General features: G+C 65.1%; 20 protein-coding genes and 1 tRNA gene. 12 read left to right on the forward strand and 9 right to left on the reverse strand.

Annotated features, from left to right (window positions below; genetic code table 11):
* The gene (locus QM801_RS15945; protein ID WP_415020194.1) at positions 1–1,017 is read right to left on the reverse strand and encodes a carbohydrate ABC transporter permease; all 1,017 of its coding nucleotides are present in this window, start codon (positions 1,015–1,017) and stop codon (positions 1–3) included.
* 227 nt (positions 1,018–1,244) lie between these two features.
* The gene (locus QM801_RS15950) at positions 1,245–2,600 is read right to left on the reverse strand and encodes an ABC transporter substrate-binding protein (protein WP_415020195.1); all 1,356 of its coding nucleotides are present in this window, start codon (positions 2,598–2,600) and stop codon (positions 1,245–1,247) included.
* Positions 2,601–2,867: 267 nt separating this feature from the next.
* Here QM801_RS15950 and QM801_RS15955 point away from each other — a divergent pair, with 267 nt between their 5' ends.
* Both QM801_RS15955 and QM801_RS15960 read left to right on the forward strand, forming a co-directional pair.
* Positions 2,868–3,899: a LacI family DNA-binding transcriptional regulator gene (locus QM801_RS15955; RefSeq protein ID WP_415020196.1), complete on the forward strand. Its 1,032-nt coding sequence runs from the start codon at positions 2,868–2,870 to the stop codon at positions 3,897–3,899.
* A gap of 8 nt (positions 3,900–3,907) precedes the next feature.
* Positions 3,908–4,723, forward strand: a complete 816-nt coding sequence (locus QM801_RS15960; RefSeq protein WP_415020197.1) for an alpha/beta hydrolase — start codon at positions 3,908–3,910, stop codon at positions 4,721–4,723.
* A gap of 73 nt (positions 4,724–4,796) precedes the next feature.
* Here QM801_RS15960 and QM801_RS15965 read toward each other — a convergent pair whose 3' ends face one another.
* From QM801_RS15965 to QM801_RS15975, 3 genes are all read right to left on the reverse strand, one after another.
* A complete protein-coding gene (locus QM801_RS15965) occupies positions 4,797–4,982 on the reverse strand; it encodes a DUF1127 domain-containing protein (RefSeq protein ID WP_415020198.1) in 186 nt (61 codons plus the stop codon).
* 113 nt (positions 4,983–5,095) lie between these two features.
* The gene (locus tag QM801_RS15970) at positions 5,096–6,793 is read right to left on the reverse strand and encodes a methyl-accepting chemotaxis protein (protein ID WP_415020199.1); all 1,698 of its coding nucleotides are present in this window, start codon (positions 6,791–6,793) and stop codon (positions 5,096–5,098) included.
* Between the two features lie 370 nt (positions 6,794–7,163).
* Positions 7,164–7,238 (reverse strand) — tRNA-Thr (locus tag QM801_RS15975).
* 124 nt (positions 7,239–7,362) lie between these two features.
* Here QM801_RS15975 and QM801_RS15980 point away from each other — a divergent pair.
* The 6 genes from QM801_RS15980 to QM801_RS16005 all read left to right on the forward strand — a co-directional run bounded on the left by QM801_RS15980 (position 7,363) and on the right by QM801_RS16005 (position 10,608).
* Entirely contained in the window at positions 7,363–7,521 is a 159-nt protein-coding gene (locus QM801_RS15980) for a hypothetical protein (RefSeq protein WP_415020200.1), read from the forward strand.
* Complete coding sequence (locus QM801_RS15985; protein ID WP_415020201.1) at positions 7,505–7,837, forward strand: hypothetical protein; 333 nt, start codon at positions 7,505–7,507, stop codon at positions 7,835–7,837. The genes QM801_RS15980 and QM801_RS15985 overlap by 17 nt, the downstream gene beginning before the upstream one ends.
* A 138-nt stretch (positions 7,838–7,975) precedes the next feature.
* Positions 7,976–9,265 carry a UDP-N-acetylglucosamine 1-carboxyvinyltransferase gene (murA, locus tag QM801_RS15990; RefSeq protein ID WP_415020202.1) on the forward strand — a complete coding sequence of 430 codons (1,290 nt, stop codon included), beginning with the start codon at positions 7,976–7,978 and terminating at the stop codon, positions 9,263–9,265.
* A 4-nt stretch (positions 9,266–9,269) separates the two neighbouring features.
* Positions 9,270–9,707: a DUF2948 family protein gene (locus tag QM801_RS15995; protein ID WP_415020203.1), complete on the forward strand. Its 438-nt coding sequence runs from the start codon at positions 9,270–9,272 to the stop codon at positions 9,705–9,707.
* Positions 9,704–10,180, forward strand: coding sequence for a UPF0262 family protein (locus QM801_RS16000; protein ID WP_415020204.1), 477 nt, complete (start codon positions 9,704–9,706; stop codon positions 10,178–10,180). The genes QM801_RS15995 and QM801_RS16000 overlap by 4 nt, the downstream gene beginning before the upstream one ends.
* 2 nt (positions 10,181–10,182) lie before the next feature.
* A complete protein-coding gene (locus QM801_RS16005) occupies positions 10,183–10,608 on the forward strand; it encodes a low molecular weight phosphatase family protein (RefSeq protein WP_415020205.1) in 426 nt (141 codons plus the stop codon).
* A 143-nt stretch (positions 10,609–10,751) separates the two neighbouring features.
* Here the strand turns inward: QM801_RS16005 and QM801_RS16010 are convergent, their stop codons facing one another.
* Both QM801_RS16010 and QM801_RS16015 read right to left on the reverse strand, forming a co-directional pair.
* Positions 10,752–12,371, reverse strand: a complete 1,620-nt coding sequence (locus QM801_RS16010) for a lysine--tRNA ligase (RefSeq protein ID WP_415020206.1) — start codon at positions 12,369–12,371, stop codon at positions 10,752–10,754.
* A gap of 82 nt (positions 12,372–12,453) precedes the next feature.
* Positions 12,454–13,314 carry a dienelactone hydrolase family protein gene (locus tag QM801_RS16015; RefSeq protein ID WP_415020207.1) on the reverse strand — a complete coding sequence of 287 codons (861 nt, stop codon included), beginning with the start codon at positions 13,312–13,314 and terminating at the stop codon, positions 12,454–12,456.
* Between the two features lie 84 nt (positions 13,315–13,398).
* Here QM801_RS16015 and QM801_RS16020 point away from each other — a divergent pair, with 84 nt between their 5' ends.
* On the forward strand, positions 13,399–16,182 hold the full coding sequence (locus tag QM801_RS16020; RefSeq protein WP_415020208.1) for an ATP-dependent DNA helicase: 2,784 nt from the start codon (positions 13,399–13,401) through the stop codon (positions 16,180–16,182).
* A gap of 13 nt (positions 16,183–16,195) precedes the next feature.
* Positions 16,196–16,609 (forward strand): tellurite resistance TerB family protein, encoded by a 414-nt coding sequence (locus tag QM801_RS16025; protein WP_415020209.1) that lies wholly within the window; start codon positions 16,196–16,198, stop codon positions 16,607–16,609.
* Positions 16,610–16,764: 155 nt separating this feature from the next.
* Here the strand turns inward: QM801_RS16025 and QM801_RS16030 are convergent, their stop codons facing one another.
* Positions 16,765–18,135, reverse strand: coding sequence for an MATE family efflux transporter (locus QM801_RS16030; protein WP_415020210.1), 1,371 nt, complete (start codon positions 18,133–18,135; stop codon positions 16,765–16,767).
* 13 nt (positions 18,136–18,148) lie between these two features.
* Here QM801_RS16030 and QM801_RS16035 point away from each other — a divergent pair, with 13 nt between their 5' ends.
* Positions 18,149–20,620 carry a ligase-associated DNA damage response DEXH box helicase gene (locus QM801_RS16035; RefSeq protein WP_415020211.1) on the forward strand — a complete coding sequence of 824 codons (2,472 nt, stop codon included), beginning with the start codon at positions 18,149–18,151 and terminating at the stop codon, positions 20,618–20,620.
* Complete coding sequence (gene pdeM / locus QM801_RS16040; protein ID WP_415020212.1) at positions 20,613–21,293, forward strand: ligase-associated DNA damage response endonuclease PdeM; 681 nt, start codon at positions 20,613–20,615, stop codon at positions 21,291–21,293. Before QM801_RS16035 ends, pdeM begins: the two co-directional genes overlap by 8 nt.
* An 18-nt stretch (positions 21,294–21,311) precedes the next feature.
* Here pdeM and QM801_RS16045 read toward each other — a convergent pair whose 3' ends face one another.
* Complete coding sequence (locus tag QM801_RS16045) at positions 21,312–24,425, reverse strand: hypothetical protein (protein WP_415020213.1); 3,114 nt, start codon at positions 24,423–24,425, stop codon at positions 21,312–21,314.
* Positions 24,426–24,427: the final 2 nt, after the last annotated feature.

Consider the following 24,427-nt stretch of genomic DNA (forward strand, 5'->3'; position numbering starts at 1 on the left):
TCAGTGACCTCCCTTGCGCTCGGCGTTGGCCTGGCGGATGTTCCAGATCATGATCGGCAGCACTGCGATCATGATGATGATGGCGATGGCCGCGCCACGGCCGAAGTCGCCGCCGCCGCGGAACATCCAGTCGAACATCAGGTTGGCGAGCACCTGCGTATCCCACTGGCCGTTGGTCATGGTGAGCACGATGTCGAAGACCTTGAGGACGAGCACGGTGATCGTCGTCCACACCACGATGATCGTCGGCATGATCTGCGGCACCATGATGCGCCAGAAGATCTTGAAAGGACCCGCACCATCGATGACCGCGGCCTCGAGGGTGTCTTCCGGCACGCCGCGCAGGGCAGCGCCGAGGATGACGGTGGCAAAGCCGGTCTGGATCCAGATGAGGATCACCATCAGGAAGAAGTTGTTCCAGAAGGGCATGGAGATCCACACCTGCGGCGCGCCGCCGAACCATTCGACGATGGCATTGAGGATGCCGATCTGCTCCTGGCCTTCGCCGCGGTAGTCATAGACGAACTTCCAGATCACCGAGGCGCCGACGAAGGAGATGGCCATGGGGAGGAAGATGAAGCTCTTGGCAATGGGCCCCCAGAAGATGCGGTCGGTAAGGACGGCGATGACGAGACCGAGGAAGGTGCAGGCTGCGGGCACCACGAGGAGCCAGAGGAAGTTGTTGAAGATCGAGGTGCGGAAGCCCGTGTCGTTGACGGCCCAGCGGTAGTTGTCGAAGCCCACGAAGGCGTCGCCCGCCTTGTCGTGGAAGGACAGCCAGATGGTCTGGAAGACCGGATAGATGAGATAGATGGTGAGCAGGATCATCGCCGGGAAGAGGAAGAGCCACGGGCGGACCAATGATTGCAGTTTGAGATTGCGGATGGAGCGGTCGTCGTTGCTGGCGTTCACCGGCAGCAGCACATCGAGGATGGCGTTGGAGCCCCAGAAATAGGCGAGGCAGCCGCCCACGCCGATGAGCACGGTGAAGAGGGCATAGAACAATTGCATTGCCATGGCAGCCACTCCCTGCGGACGGAGCTTGCGCTGCAACAGCAGCGGCGCCGTCTGAGTATGTCAGTACGTCGAATTCAGTTTCGTGGGATCACGCGTCAGCATCGGGTCCGGAGACGGCCAGCCGAACGACCGGCCGTCTCCACTGCGCTTTCGGGAGGAACGCGAAAGCAGAACCGTTCAAGGCCCGCCGACTGCCCCCGGTCGCAGCCGGTGGAACCCCGATGGGATTACTTGATCTCGTCCCAGGCCTTCTGGATGGCGGCACCGGTGTCGGCAGCGGACTTGCCGCCGACAAAGTCCACCATTCCGGTCCAGAACGCGCCGGCGCCGATCTTGCCGGGCATCAGGTCGGAGCCATCGAAGCGGAACGTGGTCGCGGTCGAGAGAATCTCGCCCTGCTTGCGCGCCGCATCGTTGATGTAGGCATCCTGGTTCACCGACTTGAGCGGGGTGAGGAAGCCGCCGTCCTTCATGAAGACCTCATGCGAGAGCGGCATCTTCAGGTAGTCGATGAAGGCGCGCGCGGCCTTCGAGTCCTTGGTGATGGCGAAGAGCGTGCCTGCACCCAGCACCGGCTTTCCAAGCTCGGGCTTGGAGGCGTAGGGCGGGAAGTAGAAGAAGTCGGCATCTTCACCCACCTTCGTTCCTTCCGGGAAGAAGGAGGGAATGAAGGACGCCTGGCGGTGCATGTAGCACTTGGGCGGCGAGGAGAAGAGACCCTTGGGGCTGTCGCGGAAGTCGGTCGAGGCCACGCCCGCGGCACCGCCATCCACATAGGCATCGTTCTTGGCGAACTGGCCGAAGGTGTCGATCGCGGCCACCACTTCGGGCGAGTCGAACTTCAGCTCGTTGGTCACCCACTTGTCATAGGCTTCCGGCGGCTGGGTGCGGAGCATGATGTCCTCGACCCAGTCGGTGGCAGGCCAGCCCGTGGCACCGCCCGAACCGAGGCCGATGCACCACGGCTTGCCGCCGTCCTTCACGATCTGGTCGGAAAGGGCGATCAGCTCTTCCATGGTCTGCGGAATCTTGTAGCCCGCATCCTTGAAATTCTCCGGGCTGTACCAGACCAGCGACTTCAGGTCGGCCTTGTAGGGGAAGGCGTAGAAGGCGGGCGCGCCGTCCTTGCCCTTGTAGGTGCCGAGCGACACCCACGAGGCGCCGGCGCCATAGTTGTCGGTCACGAACTTGGCATCGTCGGCAGTGAGCGGCACGAGATGCCCCTTGGCAGCAAGGTCGGCGAGAAGACCGGGCTGCGGCAGGATGGTGATGTTGGCGGGAGAGCCGGCTTCGGTGTCGATCACCGCCTGCTGCTCGTAGTTTTCGGACGAGGAGTATTTGACGTCGGCACCTGTGGCCTGACGGAAGTATTCGAGCACCACCTGGATGTGGGCTTCGTCGTCGCCGCGCCAGGGACCGAAGATGGTGAGCGTTTCACCCTTCAGGTCGACCTTCTTGAGGGCGTCGAAATTGTCCCAGTGGAACGGGCCCTCGCCGGGCTTGTACTTGAGATCAGCGGCGAAGGACGAGGTGGCGGCCGCCATGGCGAACAGGGCAGCAGACAAGGCCAGACGCAATTTCATCAGATTTCCTCCCATGATGATACTCTGCGTTTTATGGTCCGGGCGCCTTGGTCTCGAAGAAAATCCAAAGCGCTTTGGATAATTCCTCACTATCGGCAGTTGCCGCGGGAGTCAATGGAATTTTGCAGTATAATTGAGCAATTACGCCCATAAGTGTGCGGCGCAATACGAAATGTATCACAATTCGCACCTGCAAAATGGCTCTTCGGCAGCGCGGCAAAGGTCGGCTATTGAAAGCGCTTTGGGAATATGACAGAGTTCAAGCCCATGAATCTCCGCGAGCTTTCAGAGTTGCTGCAACTCTCCCAAACCACGGTCAGCCGGGCCTTGAACGGCTACCCCGAGGTTTCGGAGGATACCCGCTCGCGGGTGCGCGCGGCAGCCGAGATGCATGGCTATCGTCCCTCGGCGGCGGCGCGGCGTCTCGCCACCGGCCAGTCGGGCACGCTCGGCCTCGTTTTCCCGCGCGAACGCAACATGCTGGGCGATCTCATCTTCACCGAATTCCTCGGCTGCTGTGTCGAACAGGCCTCCGATCTCGACTACGACATCACGCTCGCCATGGCGCGCGGCGCCCAGACCGAGGAAAGCGTCTACCGCCGCGCGGTGCGCTCGGCCCGCGTCGATGCCATGATCCTCTCGAGCCCGCTGCTCGCCGATCCGCGTCTTGATCTTTTGCGCTCGCTGAAGATGCCCTTCATCCTGCATGGCCGCACCCGCGCCACCGCGCCCTATGCGACGCTTGATATCGACAACCGCGGCGCCTTCCTCCAGGCCACGCGCCTGCTCTGCGACCTCGGCCACCGTTCCATCGCCCTCATCAACGGCGACACCGCCTTCAACTATGCCGCCGACCGCGAGAGCGGCTACCGCGAAGCGCTGATGATGAAAGGACTGATCCCGCCGCCCACCCTAATCTGCGGGGCCATGATGACCGAGCGCCACGGCGAGGAAGAAGCAACCCGCATGCTGGCGCTCCCCCTCACCGACCGGCCCACTGCCTTCATCTGCTCTTCGATGGCCCAGGCGGCAGGTGTGACGCGCGCCGCCGCCCGCGCCGGGCTTGCCGTCGGCAAGGACATCTCGCTCATCGCCCATGACGACCGCGTGGCCGACTTCCGGGCCGAATCCTTCGATCCGCCGCTCACCACCACACAGTCGTCGATCGGTGCCGCGGGCAAGCGCGTGGTGGAGCTTCTCATCCACATGCTGCGCAACCCGGGCGAGCCTCTCCCGCAGGAGGTGTGGCCGGTCGATCTTGTGGTTCGTGCCTCGACAGGGCCCGCTCCCCGCCAGTAGAGTGGGGCATGATCACCGACTTCGACGACGCCTATACCAACGGCGCCTACATCCCGAACGGCAGCGATTGGCCGGGCCGCTGGACGGCCTCTGCCGAGCATTTCCGCGAGAACCTGCCGCCGGGCTGTACCGCCACCTATTCCACGGCCTACGGGGCGGGCGAGCGCAACAGCTTCGATCTCTTCCGTCCGGCCAGAACGCCCAAGGGCCTCGCCATCTTCATCCACGGCGGATACTGGATGAAGTTCATGAAATCCGATTGGTCGCATCTGGCCGAAGGCGCGCTCCGCCGCGGCTGGGCCGTTGCCATGCCGGGCTATACGCTTGCACCCGATGTCACCATAGGCGGCATCACCTCGGAAATCGCCCGCGCCATCACGGCGATTGCGGCAGAGGTGGATGGACCCATCCGCCTTGCCGGGCATTCGGCGGGCGGACACCTTGCCACGCGCATGATCTGCGAACCGTCACAGCTTCCCGAGACGGTCCTTGAACGTTTGCAGCAGGTGATCTCGATCAGCGGGCTGCATGATCTCCGCCCGCTCATGCGCACGCGCCTCAACGACACGCTGAAGCTCACCGAGCTTGAGGCGCGGAACGAAAGCCCGGCACTCCGCCGCCCCCGTCTCACCCACAAAGTGATGTGCTGGGTGGGGGCTGCGGAGCGTCCGGAATTCATCCGCCAGACCGATCTTCTGGCCAATGTCTGGCACGGGCTCGGGGTGGAGATCGACAGGCATCACGCCGACGAGCGCCACCACTTCGACGTGATCGAGGATCTTGTCGATCCCGAGAGCACGCTGACGAAGCTGTTTGCGCCCTAGCGCATCGTGCGAGCAAGTGGACACCACTTGCGACGCGGAAGATGCGCCAATGATGCGTTGAAGCCTGGACGGATCAGAAGCGGCCGGTCATCACCGACGAGCGGTTGAGGCCGATGTCCTTGAGCATGCGGTCATCGAGCTTCAGCAGGGCGCGCTGGGCGGCGCGGCGCTTGATGTTTTCCTGCAGGCCGAACACCAGGCGGGTGATGAGCGCGCGGTTCTGGCGGGCGGTGATCTCGTTGAGATGAAGGGTCGTCATTGTCGTCATTCCATTCTGTTGGCGGGGCGCGTTTGCCGCGCCCGGTGATTGAATGGTGGCGCTTCTAGTGCGGCGATGCTGGATGGCCCCTGAAGGCGGCGTTCATTTTCGGTTCAGGCGGCCTGACCTCCGGCCGTCTTGAAGCGCCCGACGACACTGTTCAGCTGCTCCGTCTGGCGGTTGAGCGTGAAGGTTGCGGCGGTCGCCTGCTCCACCATGGCGGCATTGGCCTGGGTGACCTTGTCGAGTTCATCGACCGCCTGGTTCACTTCACGCAGACTGTCGGCCTGCGCCACGGCGGTGGCGTTGATGCCTTCGATGGTGACGGCAACGCTTGCCACCTTGTCGGTGATCTTGGTGAGCGAGGCGCCCACGTCGGCCACGAGTTTCACGCCGCGCTCCACCTTGGCGTTTGAGTTGTCGAGAAGCGCCTTGATGTCCTTGGCGGCAGCGGCCGAGCGGTCGGAGAGGGCGCGCACCTCGGTGGCAACCACGGCAAAGCCGCGGCCTGCATCGCCCGCACGGGCCGCTTCCACGCCGGCGTTGAGGGCGAGCAGATTGGTCTGGAAGGCCAGTTCCTCGATCACGCCGATGATCTTGTTCATCTCCTCGGAGCTGTCGGAGATTTCGCGCATGGAGACCATGGCTTCCTTCACAACCGTGGAGCCATCGATTGCCGCGTCCTTGGCCGAGATGGCGGCAAGTTTCGCGGTCGTGGAGTTTTCGGCGGTTTCCTTCAGCGTGTTGGTGAGCTGGCTGATGGTGGCGGCGGTTTCCTCAAGGCTGGCCGCCTGGGTTTCGGTGCGGCGCGCAAGATCGCCCGAGGCATCGGCGATTTCGGAGGTGCCGGCCTTGATCTGCGAGGTTGTCTCGAGCACCGAGCCCATGGTGTCGGCGAGCGCGCGGATGGAGGTGTTGAAGTGGGCGCGCAGCCGGTCAAGCTCGCCCGGGAAGCGCGTGGCAATCTGCGCCGAGAGGTCGCCGTTCGAGAGACGGTTCAGGCCTTCGCTCAGGTTGGAGATCACCAAATGGGCCTCCTTGGCGCGGGCTTCGCGTTCTTCCGTCTGCTGACGGTTCAGCTCTTCGGCGCGCTGTTGTTGCAGCCTGGCCTGCCGCTGGAGGAGCGCGGTGAAGAGCGATGCCGCGAAGGCGCAGGCGATGGTGAAGGCCCCGAACGCCACCATCAGCGTCTGGAAGAAGGTCTGGTCGGCCTTGGTCTTCTCGGCTGCCGCCGCCTCCTCCGATTCAATGCGGGTGCGGACCTTGGCGTTGGTTTCGACCGCCGTGTCCAGTGACACAGACATCTTTTCAGCCACCGCATCAAAGTCGGCCATCATCCGGTTGCCACCGAGCGGCCCCACAGCGACATAGGCCTGGGCCATTCGCTTGCCGGCCTCATAATAGGGCGCGAACTGTTGTTCGACGTCATCAAGCGCCTTCTGTGTTTCGGCTTCACTGAGGGACTGGGCAAGGGTACGGGCCTTGTCGATATGCATCTTGAATGCCTTGGCATGTTCCTCGGCATTGGCGAAGCCGTCATCGAGTCCATCGAGCCCGCGGGTGGCCGAGATGTCCTGAAGGAACTGCTGCACCTGGGCAACGCTGTACTTCAGGTCCTTGAGTTCGCCATCAAGTGCGGCGCGCGTACTCTTGGCGCGCGAAGCCTCCAGCAGGTTCGCCTCCACGGTGGCCACCTTCTCGAGATAGTCGAAGACGATGAGGCCGGACGCCAGCAGCAGGATGCAGATCACGATCTGCAATGTCAGGATCTTTGCGCCTGTCGAGAATCGCGAAACCTTGGGGAGGGACATGATGTTCCTGCGGGGTGGGAAGATTGGGAGGAAAGCGGGTGAACTCAGCTTGGTGCTACCCCATGCAACTTGCCGGGAACTTGCAAAACATGAGGGAATCCTCACATAACTCGCGCATCAATGATGTCATGTCATCGTTCGATTGCTGTCCCTTTTTCTAGAAGGACAACGGAATTGCAGCTGGTTCACTGACAAAAATGCAGTGATTTCATTCGCTGCGTGAATAATCATTCAAAATCTTCCGTATACTGAGCATACCACGGGCAAGTGGCACATTTGCTGTCCTGACGAACAAATGAGTCACAGGGCATCCGGACTGAGTCCTGGAGGAAAATCAGGCCATGGGTGAGTGCAGGATCGGAAAAGCGGCTGGTGCTGCCAGAGAGGATCGAACTCTCGACCTCACCCTTACCAAGGGTGTGCTCTACCACTGAGCTACGGCAGCTTTTTCGCCAGGGAACCGGGGCAAGCCAAGTTCGCGCGCGCTCCATGCCACAGCCGCACCCCAAGTGCAACCCGCCCTTTTCAGAACGTTGACAGGCGCATTTCCGGGCGCAGAATGGCCCGCCATGAGCAAGGTGATTGACATAGGTCAGCCCAAAACCGCCAAAGAGGTGCAAAAGTCGGCCCGCAAGGACCGCCTGGCGCGGGCGCTCAAGGCCAACATCAAGCGCCGCAAGGAGGCGCAGGGGCAAACGGGGGAGACAAGCGATGGGCGAAAAGACTGAAAAGGCCGCCGCGGCGGCAAGCGAGGGGCTCAATATCCTCAGCCTGATCTTCACCGGCCTTGCCATCCTGGGCTTCCTGGGCGGCTTCGGGGTGTTCCTGTATGAGGTCTTCGGATTGGTCAGCGGAAACGGCTGGAACACGCTGCAGCTCAGCGACCTGTTGTTCTGGCTCCTTGGCCCGCCCCCGGCCGAAGCCGAGATGTCCACCGGCACGAAAATCCTCGCCGTCCTGTCGCTTGCCCCCTTGGACCTCGGCCTTGTGGCTTTGGGCTGGATTTTCAGCAAGATCGGCAACCTGTTCGAGTCGGCGAGCTGAGTCCGCAACCGGCTGCGAGAAAGCCTTTCGCATCCGCAACATAAAGGTTGCCCCAAAGCCGCCATTTATGCTTGTAACGAGCGCAAGCGGGACGCGTCGGCCCCATTCCCCCGGGGCCCTTTCAGGGAACAGCTTTACATGGATCGGATTCGCATCCGCGGCGGCAACAAGCTCAACGGCACCATCGACATTTCGGGCGCAAAGAATGCCGCCCTGCCGCTGATGATCATTCCGTTGCTCACCCCTGAAACGGTGACGCTGCACAACGTGCCGCGCCTGGTGGACGTGCTCCGCCTGCAGAAGATTCTCGGCAACCACGGCGTCGACATCATGACGGCGGGGAAGCGCGCGGGCCAGTCCGGCCTTGCCGGCGAGACGCTCAAGATCTCGGCCAAGACCATCGTCGACACAACGGCCCCTTACGAACTCGTCTCCAAGATGCGCGCCTCCTTCTGGGTGCTGGGCCCGCTCATCGCCCGCTGCGGCGAGGCCAAGGTGTCGCTGCCCGGCGGCTGCGCCATCGGCACGCGCCCCGTGGACATGCATCTCCAGGCCATGGAGAACCTGGGCGCCAGCTGCGAGATCGAAAACGGCTATGTCATCGCCAAGGCGAAGAACAGCCTCAAGGGCGGCCACATCTCCTTCGCCAAGGTTTCGGTGGGCGCCACCCATGCGGCCCTGATGGCGGCCGTGCTCGCCCGCGGCGACACCATCATCGAGAATGCGGCAACCGAGCCGGAGATCGGCGACGTGGCCGAATGCCTCGTCAAGATGGGCGCGAAGATCGAAGGCATCCACACCCGCACGCTCCGCATCAGCGGCGTCACCTCGCTGCATGGCACCGAACACACGGTGATCGCCGACCGCATTGAGGCCGGCACCTATGCCATGGCGGCGGGCATGACGGGCGGTGACGTGCTGCTCAAGGGTGCCCGCGCCGACAATCTCGAATCGGTGCTCGCCACCATGCAGAAGGCGGGCGTCAGCATCGACACCACCAACGAAGGCATCCGTGTGCGCCGCAATGGTGCGGGCCTTGCCCCCGTCGATGTGACGACCGATCCCTATCCCGGCTTCCCCACCGACCTGCAGGCGCAGTTCATGGGCCTGATGACCAAGGCGCAGGGTACCTCGCACATCCGCGAGACCATCTTCGAAAACCGCTTCATGCACGTGCAGGAACTGGCCCGCCTCGGCGCCGACATCCACCTCCATGGCGACATGGCGGAGGTGCGCGGGGTGAAGAAGCTCACCGGCGCCGACGTGATGGCAACCGATCTTCGCGCCTCGGCCACGCTGGTGATCGCTGGCCTTGCCGCGGAAGGCGAGACCATGCTGCACCGTGTGTACCATCTCGACCGCGGCTTCGAGGCGCTGGAGGAGAAGCTCCAGGCCTGCGGGGCCGACGTGACCCGCATTTCAGGATAGGGCCTTGCTGCATCTCACGGCGTTCGATGCGGAAGACCTCGGCGTCATCTCTGCCCAGATGCAGGATGCGGTCATCCGCTTTGCCGACGTGGGATACCTGAAGCGCCAGCGCCGCTTTGCGCTCGTCGCCAACCGCTTCGCCTGGGACCAGTTGCCGGCCAGGGAACGGCGGCGCACCGGCCTCACCTTCAACGGCGTGACCCGCGTCCGCCGCCAGGGACCGCAGGAACCGGATGCGCTCACCATCCTATCACTGCTCGCCATCACCTTCACGCCCACGACCTTCACGCCCACGGCGGGCACCGAAGAGCTGGGCGGGGTCATCACCCTGACCTTCTCGGGCGGTCATGTGATCGCACTCGATGTCGAGGTGATCGACGTGGCGCTCGATGATCTCGGGCCTGCCTGGTCCACCGACGCCACGCCGGAGCATGGCTCGTGAGTGCGCCTGCCAACCGGCTCGTTTCCGTGGAGGTTGACGACAGCATCGGCCGCGGCCCCTCGCCCGAGGCCGAGCACGAGCGCAACACCGCGATCTACGACCTCATCGAGGACAACCGCTTCGCCCTCACGAACGGCATGAACGGGCCCTACCACCTCATTCTCTCGACCCAGGAGGGCCGCCTCGTGCTCGACGTGCGCGACGAGGCGCAGCGCCCGATGATGGCCTTCGGGCTTTCGCTCACGCCCTTCCGCCGCATCGTCAGGGACTACTTCCAGATCTGCGACAGCTACTACGAGGCGATCAAGCTCGGCACCCCCGCCCAGATCGAAACCGTCGACATGGCCAGGCGCGGCCTTCACAACGAGGGCAGCGAGATCCTGATGGAGCGCCTCAAGGGCAAGGTCGACACCGACATGGATACGGCGCGGCGTCTCTTCACGCTGATCTGCGCGCTGGTGTGGCGGGGCTGAAGATGGACAAGAAGCTGCCCTCCGCCGTTCTCTTCATCTGCACGCAGAATGCCATCCGCTCGCCCATGGCGGCGGCCCTCATGCATGCCTCGCATGGCGCAAGGACCTATGTGGCGTCGGCGGGCATCCGTGCCGGCGATCCCGATCCCTTCGTCGGGCTGATCATGGATGAGGTGGGCCTCGACCTCACCCGCCACCGTCCGCATTCGATCGACGATCTGGCCGACAGCGCCTTCGATCTTGCCATCACGCTTTCGCCCGAGGCCGATGCCTATGCCCGCGAAATGGCCAAGACCATGGCGATCGAGGTGGAGTACTGGCCGACGCCTGATCCTTCGACGGCACAAGGCTCGCGCGAGCAGATTCTCGACTCTTACCGCGAGGTGCGCCGCGGGCTGGAGAAGAGGTTGAAGGAACGGTTCGGGTAATCCATCTTCCGTCATTCCATCCAAGCGGCGCGCCGCGCCGCGCGAGATGGAACCCAGCTTTTTGTGAGGACAAGGGTAGCGGGGTTCCATGTCTCGCAACGCTTTGGCGTTGCTCGCATGGAATGACGGCCTGAGAGAGATCCCTACTTCACAAGTTCCCCGCGCAGCGCCTTGGCGATCAATTCGCGGGTGTTGGCAATGCCGTAGAGCGCCACGAAGGAGCCGAAGCGCGGTCCCCGCTCCTCGCCCAGCAGCACCTGATAGAGCAGGTTGAACCAGGCCTGCGCCACGCCCACCGAGCCATCCTTCTGCGTGGTGGTGTAGGGCTCGCGGCGGCCCACGTCGTAGACGACCTTCTGGATGTCTTCCGGCACTGCGCCCTCCGGCAGGCTTGCGAAGGCATCGGCGAGATCGGACAAGGCCTTGGCCTCGCCCTCGTCGGCGCGCTTGTACTGCTTCGCCGGCTTCACGAAGTCCTGGTAGTAGCGGATGGCGTAACCCACCAGCTTGTCGAGGCGCGGGTTCGTCTCAGGCGACAGCTCCGGCATGTAGCGGCGGATGAAGGCCCACATCACCGCCTTGTCCTCGGTGTTGGCGACCGTCGCCAGATTGAGCAGCAGCGCGAAGGTGACGTTGCCGGCCTCCGGCGCCGGCGGCTTGCCGCCGTGGATGTGCCACACCGGGTTCATCAGCTTGTCCTTGGCGTCCGCCTGCTTGGGATAGGCGGCAAGGAACTGGGCATATTCGTCGACGGCGCGCGGGATCACGTCGAAGTAGAGCTTCTTCGCCTCGCGCGGCTTGTTGTACATGTAGAGGGCGAGGGACTCCGTGTCGGCATAGGTCAGCCACTCGTCGATGGTAAGGCCGTTGCCCTTCGACTTCGAGATCTTCTGGCCGTTCTCATCGAGGAAGAGTTCGTAGACGTAATGCTCCGGCGCCTTGCCGCCGAGGATCTCGCAGATCCGGTCATAGATCGGCGCGTTGGTCTGGTGGTCCTTGCCGAACATCTCGAAATCGACGTTGAGGGCCGCCCAGCGCATGCCGAAGTCGGGCTTCCACTGCAGCTTGGTGCGGCCGCCGCGCACGTCGAGGGTGACGTCGGTACCGTCTTCATCCGCAAACGTGATCGTGCCCTGCTTGGGGTTCACGTCCTTGAGCGGCACGTAGAGCACGCGGCCCGAGGTGGGCGAGATGGGCAGGAAAGGCGAATAGGTCGCCTGCCGCTCCTCACCGAGGGTGGGCAACATCACCGCCATGATCTCGTTGTACTTCTCCAGCGCCCGGATCAGCACCTCGTCGAAGCGGCCCGCCTTGTAGTATTCGGTGGCGCTCGCAAATTCGTAGTCGAAGCCGAAGGTGTCGAGGAAGCGCCGGAGCATGGCGTTGTTGTGATGGCCGAAGCTCTCGTAGTTGCCTCCGAAAGGATTGGGCACCACGGTGAGCGGGCGCTGCAGATGCGGCTCGAGGAACTTTTTGTCGGGCACGTTGTCGGGAATCTTGCGCATCCCGTCCATGTCGTCGGAGAAGCACAAGAGACGCGTCGGCAGGTCGCTCATCAGTTCGAAGGCGCGGCGCACCATGGTGGTGCGCGCCACTTCGCCGAAGGTGCCGATGTGCGGCAGGCCCGAGGGGCCGTAGCCCGTCTCGAACAGCACGTTCTTCTGGCCCGATTTCTCCACCCGCTTGAGAATCTTGCGGGCTTCCTCAAAGGGCCAGGCCTTGCTGTCGAGAGCGGCGGCGCGAAGGGCGGGAGAGACGGGCATGGGGAGGATCTTTCAAACAGGCAGGTCCTGCCCTTTACGGAGCGCCGCCCGCAAGGTCAACGTGTCGCGTGTGCCCGCCTGATCACGCCGTGCCGGCCACATTCTCCTTGAGGAAGGCGACCGTGCGGCCCCAGGCAAGGTCGGCGGCGGCCTTGTCATAGCGGGCGGCGTTGGTGTCGTTGTTGAAGGCGTGGTTGGCGCCCTCGTAGACGTAAAGTTCGAAAACCTTGTTGTTGGCCTTCAGCGCCTTTTCGAAATCGGCAATGCCGGCGTTGATGCGCTCGTCGAGACCGCCGTAATGCAGGAGGAGCGGCGCCTTGATGGCGGGCACCGCCGCCGCATCGGGCTGACGGCCGTAGTAGGCCACGCCGGCAGCGAGCGTGGGATCGGCCACGGCGAGCGCATTCACCATGCCGCCGCCCCAGCAGAAGCCCACCGCACCCGCCTTGCCGTTTGCCTGCGGATGGGCGGCGAGCGCCTTGATGGCGCCTTGCGAATAGGCGAGCACGTCTTCCGGCTTGAGGGTGCCGATCATCTCGCGCGCCTTCTCCTCGTCGGCGGGCGTGCCGCCGGCAGGGGCCAGATAATCGGCACCGAAAGCCACGAAGCCCTCCAACGCGAGGCGGCGGGTCACGTCCTTGATGTGCGGATTAAGGCCACGGTTCTCGTGAATGACGAGTACGGCCGGAAGCTTGCCCTTGGCATCCTTCGGAATGGCGAGAAGCCCCTTGATGCCCGGCGCGATCTCGCCTTCGGTGAGGACAAGGCGCGGGTCGTTCTCCGGCACGATGGCGGCGTGGGCGTAGTTGTTTTCGAGGAGCGGGAGCATGGCCGTGGCGGCGGCGGTGGAGCCCGCCATCAGTGCGAGTTTGTCGAGAAAATCCCGGCGCGACATGCCGCCATGCGTATAACGGTCGAAAAGGTTGATGATCTTCTGGTCCATGATCCCATACTCCCTCTGGCCATCGGCTTTCACTCTACGTTTGAATCGGGCAAATGGGTGACGATGCCGAATGACAATTCCGTCATGATTCCCGCTATGGCCGCATTGGGCCATGGCGCTGCAAGCAACGGGCGAGTGATCCAGCCCGCGGCTGCGCTCAAGGCGTTGGCGGAGCGCCCGCACCTTGTCTGCCACGCGGGCTTCCTGATCGAGCGGCTGGGCCAGGCCGCGGACGCGCGCCGCGCCGAAGTGCGCGCCGCCCTCGAGCAGAAACACTTCGACATTGCCGAACTCTTCGCCTTCGTCTGCCCCGCACGGCAAGCGGTACCGACACCGCGCGGACTCGCCCGCGCGCTGATGGTCGATGCAGATGACGACGAAACGGCGATCACTGCCGTGCGTGCCGAACTGCTGCGCCGCCTCTCCGATCCGCGCTATCCGCTGCTGCGCGAAACCGCCGAGACGGCGACCTTCCTCGCGCGCGCCAATTGGCCCTGGGCCAAGGACGTGATGTCGGCCCTGCTCAAGGCCCATCCCAAGCTCGATGTCGGCACCTTCGCAACGGGCCTCAATGTCTGGGACCGTGTCGATGAATGGGAAGACGAAGGCCCGCGCCCACCCGGCCGTCAGGACGAGGTGAGCCGCGACGAGGCGCTCACCGTGCTTCGCGATGCGCTCGGCAGTTTCGCCGAAGCGCGCGAGCAGCAGCGCGCCTATGCCGAGACGTCGCTCCATGCTTTCGCCGCCCGGCAGTCGGCGGCCTTCAACAACATCCTGATCTCGGAAGCGGGCACGGGGCTGGGGAAGACACTGGGCTACCTCGCACCCGCCTGGGCCTGGGCCAAGAAGAATGCCAGTCCCGTGTGGCTCTCGACCTACACCAAGAACCTGCAGCGCCAGCTCGACCAGGAATCGGCGCGCCTCTTCCCTGACCCCGAGGAGAGGCGTGAGAAGATCGTCATCCGCAAGGGCCGCGAGAACTATCTCTGCCTCCTCAACATGCAGGAAGCCTTTGGCCGCCTGCAGGCGGGCGGCACGCGGGGGGCGCTGCTGGCCGCGCTCATCGCCCGCTGGGCGCGGCATACCCGCGATGGCGACCTGATCGGCGGCGATTTCCCCTCATGGATCCTCTCGCTCTTTCCCGAAGGCGGAGATGATCACGTGCGCCATCCCTCGCCGCAGGGCCTCGGCCTCACCGACCGGCGCGGTGAATGCATCTATGTTGCCTGCCCGCACTACAAGCGCTGCTTCATCGAGAAGAACCTGCGCGCCGCCCGCAAGGCCTCACTCGTGATCGCCAACCATGCGCTCGTGATGCATGCGGCAGCGGTGGACTATGCCCTGGGGCAGGCCACGACCAGCGAAGAGGAGACCGCGCCCGGCGGCCTCAAGCGCATCGTCTTCGACGAGGGACATCATCTCTTCGATGCCGCCGATTCCGCTTTCTCCTCGCACCTCACCGCCATGGAGACGGCGGAGCTTCGCCGCTGGCTGCGCGGCCCCGAGAACGACCGCCGCCGCGGCCGTGGCCTTGCCGAGCGTGTCGGCGATCTCGTCTCCGATGCCGATGGCGGCGAACAGGCCCTCGACGAAGTGCTTCGCGCCGCCCATGCGCTGCCCTCCTCCGGCTTCATGCGCCGCATCCAGGACGGGCGCCCCGAAGGCCCCGCCGAAACCTTCTTCGCGCTGGTGCGCCAACAGGTGCTGGCCCGCGACGGGGCCGAGACCGGCCACACCCTGGAAGCCGATTGCCAGCCGCTGATCGAAGGCCTGGCGGAAGCCTCGGGCCAGCTCGCCGCCGCACTGATCGATCTCAAGCGCCCGATGCAGCGCCTTGCCACAATACTTGCCAACAAGCTCGATGACGAGGCGGCCGAACTCGCCTCCGCCGAACGCGGACGGATCGAGGCCCTGTCACGCTCGCTGCGGCGGCGCGGCGAACTGATGGTGGGCGGCTGGGTGACGATGCTGAACCGCCTCATCGGCGACAAGGACCCGCTGATGATCGAATGGTTCGACGTGGAGCAGGCCTTCAGCCGCGAGATGGACGTCGGGCTTCATTCCCACTGGGTCGACCCGACCGAGCCGCTGGCGCTCGCCGTGCTCCGCCCCGCCGATGGCGTGATCGTGACCTCCGCCACGCTGAAGGACCGCCCGCCGGAATTGCCGGATGACTGGCAGAATGCCGAGATGCGCACGGGTGCGGTGCATCTTCCCTATCCGGTCAAGCGCGAGAGCTTCGCCTCGCCCTTCGATTATCCGAAGATGGCGCGCATTCTCGTGGTGAACGACGTCAACCGCGAGAACATGGACCAGATCGCCGCCGCCTACCGCGAACTGTTCCTCGCCGTGCATGGCGGCGCGCTCGGCCTCTTCACGGCGATCTCTCGGCTTCGCGCCGTGCACCGCCGCATCGCCAAACCGCTCTCGGAGAAGGGCCTGCCGCTCTATGCCCAGCATGTGGACCCGATGGATACGGGCACGCTCGTCGATCTCTTCCGGGCCGAGCGCGATGCCTGCCTGCTCGGCACCGATGCGGTGCGCGACGGCGTCGACGTGCCGGGGGATTCGCTCCGCCTCATCGTCATGGACCGTGTGCCCTGGCCCACGCCCACCATCCTCGAGCGGGCCCGCAAGGACGCCTTCGGCGGCAACGCCTACATGGACATGGTGGTGCGGCTGCGCCTCCGCCAGGCCTTCGGGCGTCTGATCCGCTCGCAGCAGGACCACGGCTGCTTCGTCATGCTGGATGCCCGGCTGGCCTCGCGCTTCGCCACCGCCTTCCCGCCCGGCCTCGCCATCGAGCGCATGGGACTTGTTGACGCCATTGAAGCGGTCCGGGACTTCTGTAAAACGCCGGGCAAGTGATTCAGGAGTGACCATGTCAGGCACGATCTCAAGCGAACAGGCCCTCATCTACGTAATGGTGATGATGTCCGGCGTCGAAGGCGTCATCAAGGCGGAGGAACTGGCGGAGATCGAGCTTCTGGTCCGCACGTTGCCGGTGTTCAAGGGTTTCGACCGCTCGCGCCTCGCCACGGTGGCGCAGGAATGCGGCGACATGCTGCAGGTGAAGGACGGGATGGCGACCGTGATCGCGCTGGTGCGGGACCAGTTGCCGGCGCGGCTCCGCGAGACGGCCTATGCGCTTGCCGTCGAAGTGGCGGCGGTCGACCTTGCCGTCGGCAAGGAGGAACTGCGCTTCCTGTCGATCCTGCGCGACGGTCTCGGCCTCGACAAGCTCACGACGGCGGCGATCGAGCGCTCGGCGATTGCGCGGTATCAGCCGCTGTAGTCGGCCTCAAGCGTCCCAATCTTCCGATCGTCATTCCGGACGCGCGCCTTGATCGAGCGCGAGCGAGATGTCGCGCGCGAGCCGGAATCCAGCTTTGGCCGATGTGAGTTTTGAAAGAAAAAGCTGGGCCCCCGCCTTCGCTAGTGGTGACGTGTTCAGGAAGCCCCTCCGAACACCCGGTTCTCGATTGCGCCAAGCCTGCCCATGAAGGTGATGCCGCGGGCGATGAAGAAGATGTTGAGCGCGGCCCAAAGCCCGTGATTGCCGTAATGCGGCTCCAGCCACCACCACGCGCCCATGTAGACGGCGAGCGACAGCACCATCATGTTGCGCATCTCGCGGGTTGCCATGGCGCCGGTGAAGATGCCGTCGAGCTGGAAGCAGGCGGTACCGGCCACCGTCGCCAGCGCCGCCCAGCCGAGATAGTGCGAGGCCGTCTCGCGGACCTGCGGATCGACCGTCATCAGGGCCGCCAGCGGCTGGCCGAAGACGAGGATCACAAGCGCGCAGAGCACGCCCAGCACGCCTGCCCAGAGAGTGGTGAGGCCCACGGCGCGGCGGAAGCGTTCACGCGCCCGGGCCCCGATGGCCTGCCCCACCAGCGCCTCGGCGGCATAGGCGAAGCCGTCGATCATGTAAGCCGAGACCTCGAAGAGGTTGAGCACCACGGCGTTCGTCGCAACGATGAGATCCCCCTGCTTCGCGCCCCGCGACACGAACCAGCCGAAGGCGAAAACGAGGCACAGCGTGCGGATCATGATGTCGCCGTTGGCGGTGATCAGCGCCATGAAGCGGTCGCGGCGGAAGATGTAGGCCCAGTCCGGCACCTGCTTCATCGCGGCAAGTCGGCGGAGGGCGAGAGCGAGGCCGAGCGCCATCGCCGCATACTCCGCCGTGACGACGGCGATGCCGACGCCCGCGGTGGCGAAGCCTGCACCCAGCACCAGCGCCGCACTCAGCCCCATGTTGGTGAGGTTGAGGAAGAGTTGCACGATGAAGGCTGTCGTTGAGCGGCCCTGTCCGATGAACCAGCCCATGATGGCGAAGTTGGTGAGGGCGGCAGGTGCGGCCCAGATGCGGTAGCTGAAATAGACCTGCGCCTCGGCCATGACCTTGTCGCTGCCGCCCACCAGCGAGACGGCGAGCGGCCCCAGCCACGGCCCCAGCGCCACGAGGCAGAGGCCGATGGCAAGGGCGAGGATCAGGCTGCGGAACAGCACCGTCACCAGTTCCGTCTTGTCATCCGCGCCCGTCGCCTGGGCCGAGAGGCCGCCGGTCGAGAGCCGCAGGAAGCCGAAGCCCCAGAACAGGAAGGCGAAGATCAGCGCCCCCACGGCGACGCCGCCGATATAATGCGGCCCCGGCAGGCGGCCCATCACCGCCGTGTTGACCACGCCGATCAGCGGCTCCGACATGTTCGAAAGCACGATCGGTACGGCAATCCGCAGGATCGCCGTGTGGGTGATGTTCTGGGTGGGAGCAAGGGCCATCGGCGACGGGTTGCGTGAGCGGCTTCCCTCCGTCAAGTTCCACTTTCCCATGGCTGCCTTGCACCACAAGATCGAAGGCTGGTTTTCGTCCCGCGGATGGACGCCGCGGCCGCACCAGCTTGCCATGCTGGACCAGGGCCTCGCCGGCCACTCCGCTCTCCTCATCTCGCCCACGGGCGGCGGCAAGACGCTGGCGGGCTTCCTCACCACGCTGCAGGAACTGGCCGAACCGCACGAGACGGACGGCATCCACACCCTCTACATCTCGCCCTTGAAGGCGCTCGCCGTCGATATCGCCCGCAACCTCGACGTGCCGGTGAAGGAGATGGGCCTCCCCGTCACCATCGAGACCCGCACCGGCGACACGCCGCAATCGCGGCGCACCCGCATCCGCACCCACCCGCCCGACATTCTCATCACCACGCCGGAACAGGTCTCGCTGATGGTGGCTGACCCGGCTGCGGCCCATCTTCTCCGCAATCTCCGCAGCATCATCATCGACGAGCTCCACGCCATCGTGACCTCGAAGCGGGGCGCGCTGCTCTCGCTCGCCCTCACGCGGGTGAGGAGCCATGCGCCAACGGTGCGCGTCTTCGGTCTCTCCGCCACCGTCGCCGATCCGGATGCCTTGCGCGCCTGGCTCGCGCCCGCGGGTACCACGCCTGTGCCGCTCATCACCGGGGCGCCCGGCGCACCGCCCGATCTCCACATCCTCGAGTCGGAGGAGCGCGTGCCGTGGTCGGGGCACTCCTCGCGCTATGCGGTCAAGGACATCTACGAGGCGGTGAAGCGCCACCGCATGAGCCTGATCTTCGTCAACACCCGCTCGCAGGCCGAGCTCCTCTTCAAGGAGCTCTGGGACGTGAACGACGACACCCTGCCGATCGCGCTCCACCACGGCTCGCTCGATGTCACCCAGCGCCGCAAGGTGGAGGCGGCCATGGCGGCGAACAGCCTCAAGGCCGTCGTCGCCACCTCCACCCTCGATCTCGGCATCGACTGGGGCGACGTCGATCTCGTGGTGCAGGTGGGGGCGCCCAAAGGCTCAAGCCGCATGCTGCAGCGCATCGGCCGCGCCAACCACCGCCTCGATGAGCCGAGCAAGGCGCTGCTCGTTCCCTCCAACCGCTTCGAGGTGCTGGAATGCGAGGCCGCGGTAGAAGCCGTGCGCGAGAACGCCCAGGACACCGAATACCCCATGGTGCTGAAGCTCGACGTGCTGGCCCAGCACATCATGGGCCGGGCCGTGGCGGGCCCCTTCGATGCGGATGCTCTCTTCGCCGAGGTCACCAGCGCCTTCACCTACCGCAACCTTTCCCGTGCCCTCTTCGACCAGACGCTCGATTACGTCGCAACCGGCGGCTATGCCCTCAAATCCTACGAGCGCTATGCCAAGCTCCGCCGCGAGCCCAATGGCCTGTGGCGGCTCTCGCATCCGCGCCTCGGCCAGCAATACCGCCTCAACGTCGGCACCATCGTCGAGGACGAAATGATCAAGGTGAGGATCGCCAAGATCCGCACCGTGATGGGGAAGCGCGTGGCAACCGGCGGCTTCGTGCTGGGTGAATTGGAGGAGTGGTTCATCGCCCAGCTTGCGGTGGGCGATACCTATCTTTTCGCGGGCCAGGTGCTGCGCCACGAGGGGATTGACGAGTTCGGTGCACTTGCGACCCGCGCACCCGGCCGCGAGCCCCGCATTCCCAGCTATCAGGGTGGGAAGTTCCCGCTCTCCACCTTCCTCGCCTCGCGGGTGCGGCGCATCCTCTCCGATCCCTCCCACTGGGGATCTCTGCCGCCGCAAGTGCGTGACTGGCTCTCGACCCAGCGCTGGGCGAGCGTGCTGCCGGCCGAGAACCAGATGCTGGTGGAGACCTTCCCGCGCGCCGACAAGTTCTACATGGTCTGCTATCCCTTCGAAGGCCGCCTTGCCCAGCAGACGCTTGGCATGCTGCTCACCCGCCGCCTCGAACGCTGGGGGGCGCGGCCCTTGGGATTCGTCGCTTCGGAATATGCCCTCGTGGTCTGGGGGGTGCGCGACATGGGCGAGATGATCGCGCAAGGGAAGCTGTCGCTTGCACGCCTCTTCGACGAGGACATGCTGGGCGACGACCTTGAGGCCTGGCTCGCCGAATCCAACCTGATGAAGCGCACCTTCCGCAATGTCGCCATCATCGCAGGGCTGATCGAGCGCCGCATTCCCGGCAAGGAGAAGACCACCCGCCAGATGACCGTGAACACCGACCTCATCTACGATGCGCTGCGCTCGCACCAGCCCGACCACGTGCTGCTCCGCGCCGCCTGGGACGATGCCGCCGAAGGCCTGATCGACATCCACCGTCTCGGCCAGTTGCTCAAGCGCATCAAGAACCAGATCCTGCACCGCGACCTCGAGCGCGTCTCGCCGCTTGCCGTTCCGGTGCTGCTTGAGATCGGACGCGAATCGATTCAAGGCAGTGCGGATGATGCCCTTCTCGCCGAAGCTGCCGAGCAACTCATGGATGAGGCCCAGCGGCTTGTCTAAGCTCAACCCCATCAGCCTCGCCGGGCTCAGCTTCCTGCCGCATCTTTCAGGTGCGCTCTATGCCCCTGATCTTGCAGCTCTTCTTGTGGCCGACCTGCATCTTGAACAGGGCGCTGCCCTGGCCCGCCGCGGCATTTCCGTGCCGCCCTTCGATACCGGGCTCACGCTCGCTGCCCTTGAAGCGGTGGTGGCGGAGACAGCGCCACGCAGCATCTATCTCCTCGGCGACAGCTTCCATGATGCCAAAGGTCACAGCCTTCTTGATGAGGGTGTGCTCACGCGCCTCGCCCGCCTCTTCGCGGCACGCGAGACGATCTGGATCACCGGCAATCACGATCCCGATCCAAAACAAAATCTCGGCGGCGTGCATGTCTCCGAAGCGCGGCTTGGTCCGATCACGCTGCGCCATATTCCCTCGGCGCGGCTGAAGACGCCGGAGATCGCCGGCCACCTTCATCCCGGTGCGGGCATCGCCCAGCGCGGCCGCCTGGTGCGCGGCAAGTGCTTCGTGGCCGATACGCGCCGCATCATCCTCCCGGCCTTCGGCGCCTACACGGGTGCGATCAGCGTGCGGGGGCAGGCCTTCGACGGCCTCCTCGAAACGGAACGGGCCAGCGTCTATCTGCTGGCCCGCGAGAAGATGTACCGTTTTCCCTTCGCCCGCGTCTCCTGACGCGCGCGTGAAACTCTCTTAGCCGCCCACGCTCATCTGGACGTTCCAGTCCTGCTTGCTGATCGCCACCACATTGGCGGCGTCCGGCGCCTTGTCGGGGATCCACGAGGAAAGACGCGTCTTGGCCGCGAGCATTTCGGTGGGCGTCAGGTCCTTGGCGAGCTTCTGGGCGCGGGCCTTGGCGTCATCGTCGTTCTGCTGGGCCGCGACCGAATACCAGAACCAGGCATCGGCCTTGTTGGCTTCGGTGCCGAGACCGCGCTCGAGGAGAACCGCGAGGTTGAACTGGCTGTCCTTCAGGCCATGTGATGCGGCAAGCGAGAACCACTTGAAGGCGCGCTTGTAGTCCGGCTGGCCGGCAGAACCGTTGGAGGCGATCACGGCGGCATTGTGCATCGACTTGATGTTGCCGGCGCTGGCCGAACGCTCGTACCAGCCGAGAGCCGCCTTGAGGTCCTTGGCGACGCCGCGGCCACGCTCATACATGGTGGCGAGGCGGTACTGCGCCGGGGCCGAGCCCTGGGCTGCGGCCTTGCCGTACCAGTAGGCGGCCTTCTCGTAATCCTGCTGCACCTTCTCGCCATTGAGATAGCGGGTGGCGATCACGAACTGCGCATTGGGGTCACCGAGCGAAGCGGCTTCGCGGAGCGCCATGGTGCCCACTTCGGCGGGCGGAAGATTCTCAGGTGCAGCGGCTTCGCCTGCAACCAGCGCCGAGATGGGTGCCGTTGCGATGCCTTGCGGCAGCGAGCCCGTGAGGATGGGATCGGCGTCGCCCGTGTCGAGGGCACCGCTTTCGACGGGTGCCACCTTGGCCGGAGCGGCGGGCGCAGGGGCCGGCGCCGGGGCCTGGGCCGGAACCGGCGTGACGGCGTTGTTCGACTGGTTGAGCGGCTGCTCGATGGCGGCGGGGGCAACCGGTGGCTTCACCTTGTGGCTGCGGCCCACCATGTTGAAGGTGAAGGCGGAGACCGCGGCGAGGAGCACGAGGCCCATCAGCAGCAGCTTGCGGCGCTTGTTCTCGGTGTTGCTGTTGGCGGCCTTGAAGCCGGGCGGCGGCTTGATCTCGCCGCTGAGGCCGATGCCCACGGGCTTGGCTTCGGGCTTGGCCTTCTTCTTGAAGAAGCCGAGGTTGAGGAGCTTCCGCGAGCTTTCCTCGCTCATCTTCGCTGCACCGGGGGAGATGCCGCTCAGCAGCGACTTCTGCTGCGAGGCGGCCTGTGCGGCGCGGCGGGCGGCGGCGATGTAGTCGTCACCAGCCCCGTCGGTCTCGGGGGCCGGAGCCGCCGCGAAGGGGCTGGTGTTTGCAGGGGACTCGAAGGGATTGAGGGACGGCGCTTCGGCGAGGCCCTGAGGCGCAGGCTGGATCGGCGCCATGTGGCTTTCCACCGGCGGCTGGTGGCCGGGGTGGATGTCGGCGAAGGGATTGGAGGCCACGTCGGCAGCACTGCCCGGCAGCGGCATGTGGGCCTCGGGTTCCGCCATGGGCGGCTGCATGTAGACCTGCGGAGCCGCAGCCTCGGCGATGCGCTGCCCGATGGTTGCGGTTTCCAGTTCGGCCAGTTTGCTGACGATCTGTTCGAGCGTGTCGTGGACCGCTTCCAGGGTTTCCTGGTTGCGCTGGTCGGCGCTCTCGGCGGCGGTGCGTACGGCGGTGAGGCCGCTCTCCAGCGCCTGGATCTCGGGCGATCCTGCAAGGGTCACCTGCTGCGGGCCAGCCGACATGAACTGCTGCGCCATGCGGTTGGCAGCACCCTCGGCCACCTCTTCCGTCCACTTGCGCTGCTGCTCCATCGTATCGAAGAGCTGGTTCACGGCGCGCTCGATCGTCTCGAGCGAACCCAGCTGCTGCTCGGTGCGGCTCAGGCGCTCCGAGACTTCGGCGAGACGTTCCTCGATTTCGGCGGAGTGATCGGCGCCGCGATTGGCAATCGCTTCGCTGAACTTGTAGTCGAGTTCGGCGATGCGGCTTTCCAGTTCGGCGAACTGCGGCATCGACCGGGTTGCGGCCTGCGTCTGTTCGAGGCGCTGGGTGATGTCGAGGATGCGGCGGTCCATTTCCGCCAGCGGGCGGAGATCGGGGCCCTGCGCCACGCGGGTCGACAGCTGTTCAACGGCGTTGCGGAGTTCCAGCACTTCAGGTCCGGGCGTCGAGCGCGTGTTGGCTTCGTCGATGCGGCGGTTGAGGCGCTCGATCTCGTGGCGCATGCGCTGGATTTCAGCGGGACCGGCAGAGTGGCTGGAGAGCGAGGTCTGGGCTTCCTTGAGGAGGCCGAGGATGCGGTTCTCGATCGCCCGCAGTTCCTGCTGGCTGGCCTGCACGGCCTGGGTCTGCGCCTTGGACGCAAGATGCTCGGAGTTCTCGCGCACCTGGTCGATGCGCTTGGCGAGATCGGTAATCTCACGGCGCAGGAGATCGGAGAGCGTCTGGTGCGAGGTCGAGTTCTCGCTGCGGTCAAGGCGCTTGGCGAGATCGGCAATGCGCGATTCAAGTGCTGTCAGGGCAGGCGCCTGGCGGGCGAAGTGATCGTCCTGCGAGGACTGCGCCTTGCTGCCCAGTTGCGCGATGCGTTCCTGCAGGGTGCGGAAGGTTTCGCGGTTGCGCTTCTCGCTCGTCTCCATGTGCTCGACGATGCCGCGCACCGCCTTCTCCATGGCCTGGAAGCTCTGCGATTCCTCGACGCGGCCCTGCGGGCGCGGCGCGTTCAGCTGGCGGCTGAGGCCGGCGAGACGTTCGTTGACCGAGGTGAGCGCTTCGACGGTGTTGCGTTCATTGTGCTCGACGCGCTGGAGGATGCGCTGGACCACGGCGTCATCGGCCTTCGGTGCGGCAACACGCGAAGCCGTGGACTGTTCGCCAAGCGACAGGCGGGCAAGCTTTTCGGCGATGTCTTCAAGGCGCTCGGCGGCGCGGTCGATGGAGCTGCCGGAGGACGCGCCGGAACGGGCACGGAGACGCGGGGCCGCAGCCTCGGCCTCGGTGTCGCCCGCTTCACGGCCGTCGGCCTGTTCCTTGATGGTGCTGTTGAGCCACTCGCCCAGTGTCATCCCCGAACGGCGTGCGGCCTGCTTGGCAGCCTCGCGCGCATCCGGTTCAATCCCCTTCACACTCCACGGCAATCCTGGCTTCATCG

The organism is Aestuariivirga sp. (genome assembly GCF_047600585.1).
In the GTDB taxonomy this organism is placed as follows: Bacteria; Pseudomonadota; Alphaproteobacteria; order Rhizobiales; family Aestuariivirgaceae; genus Aestuariivirga.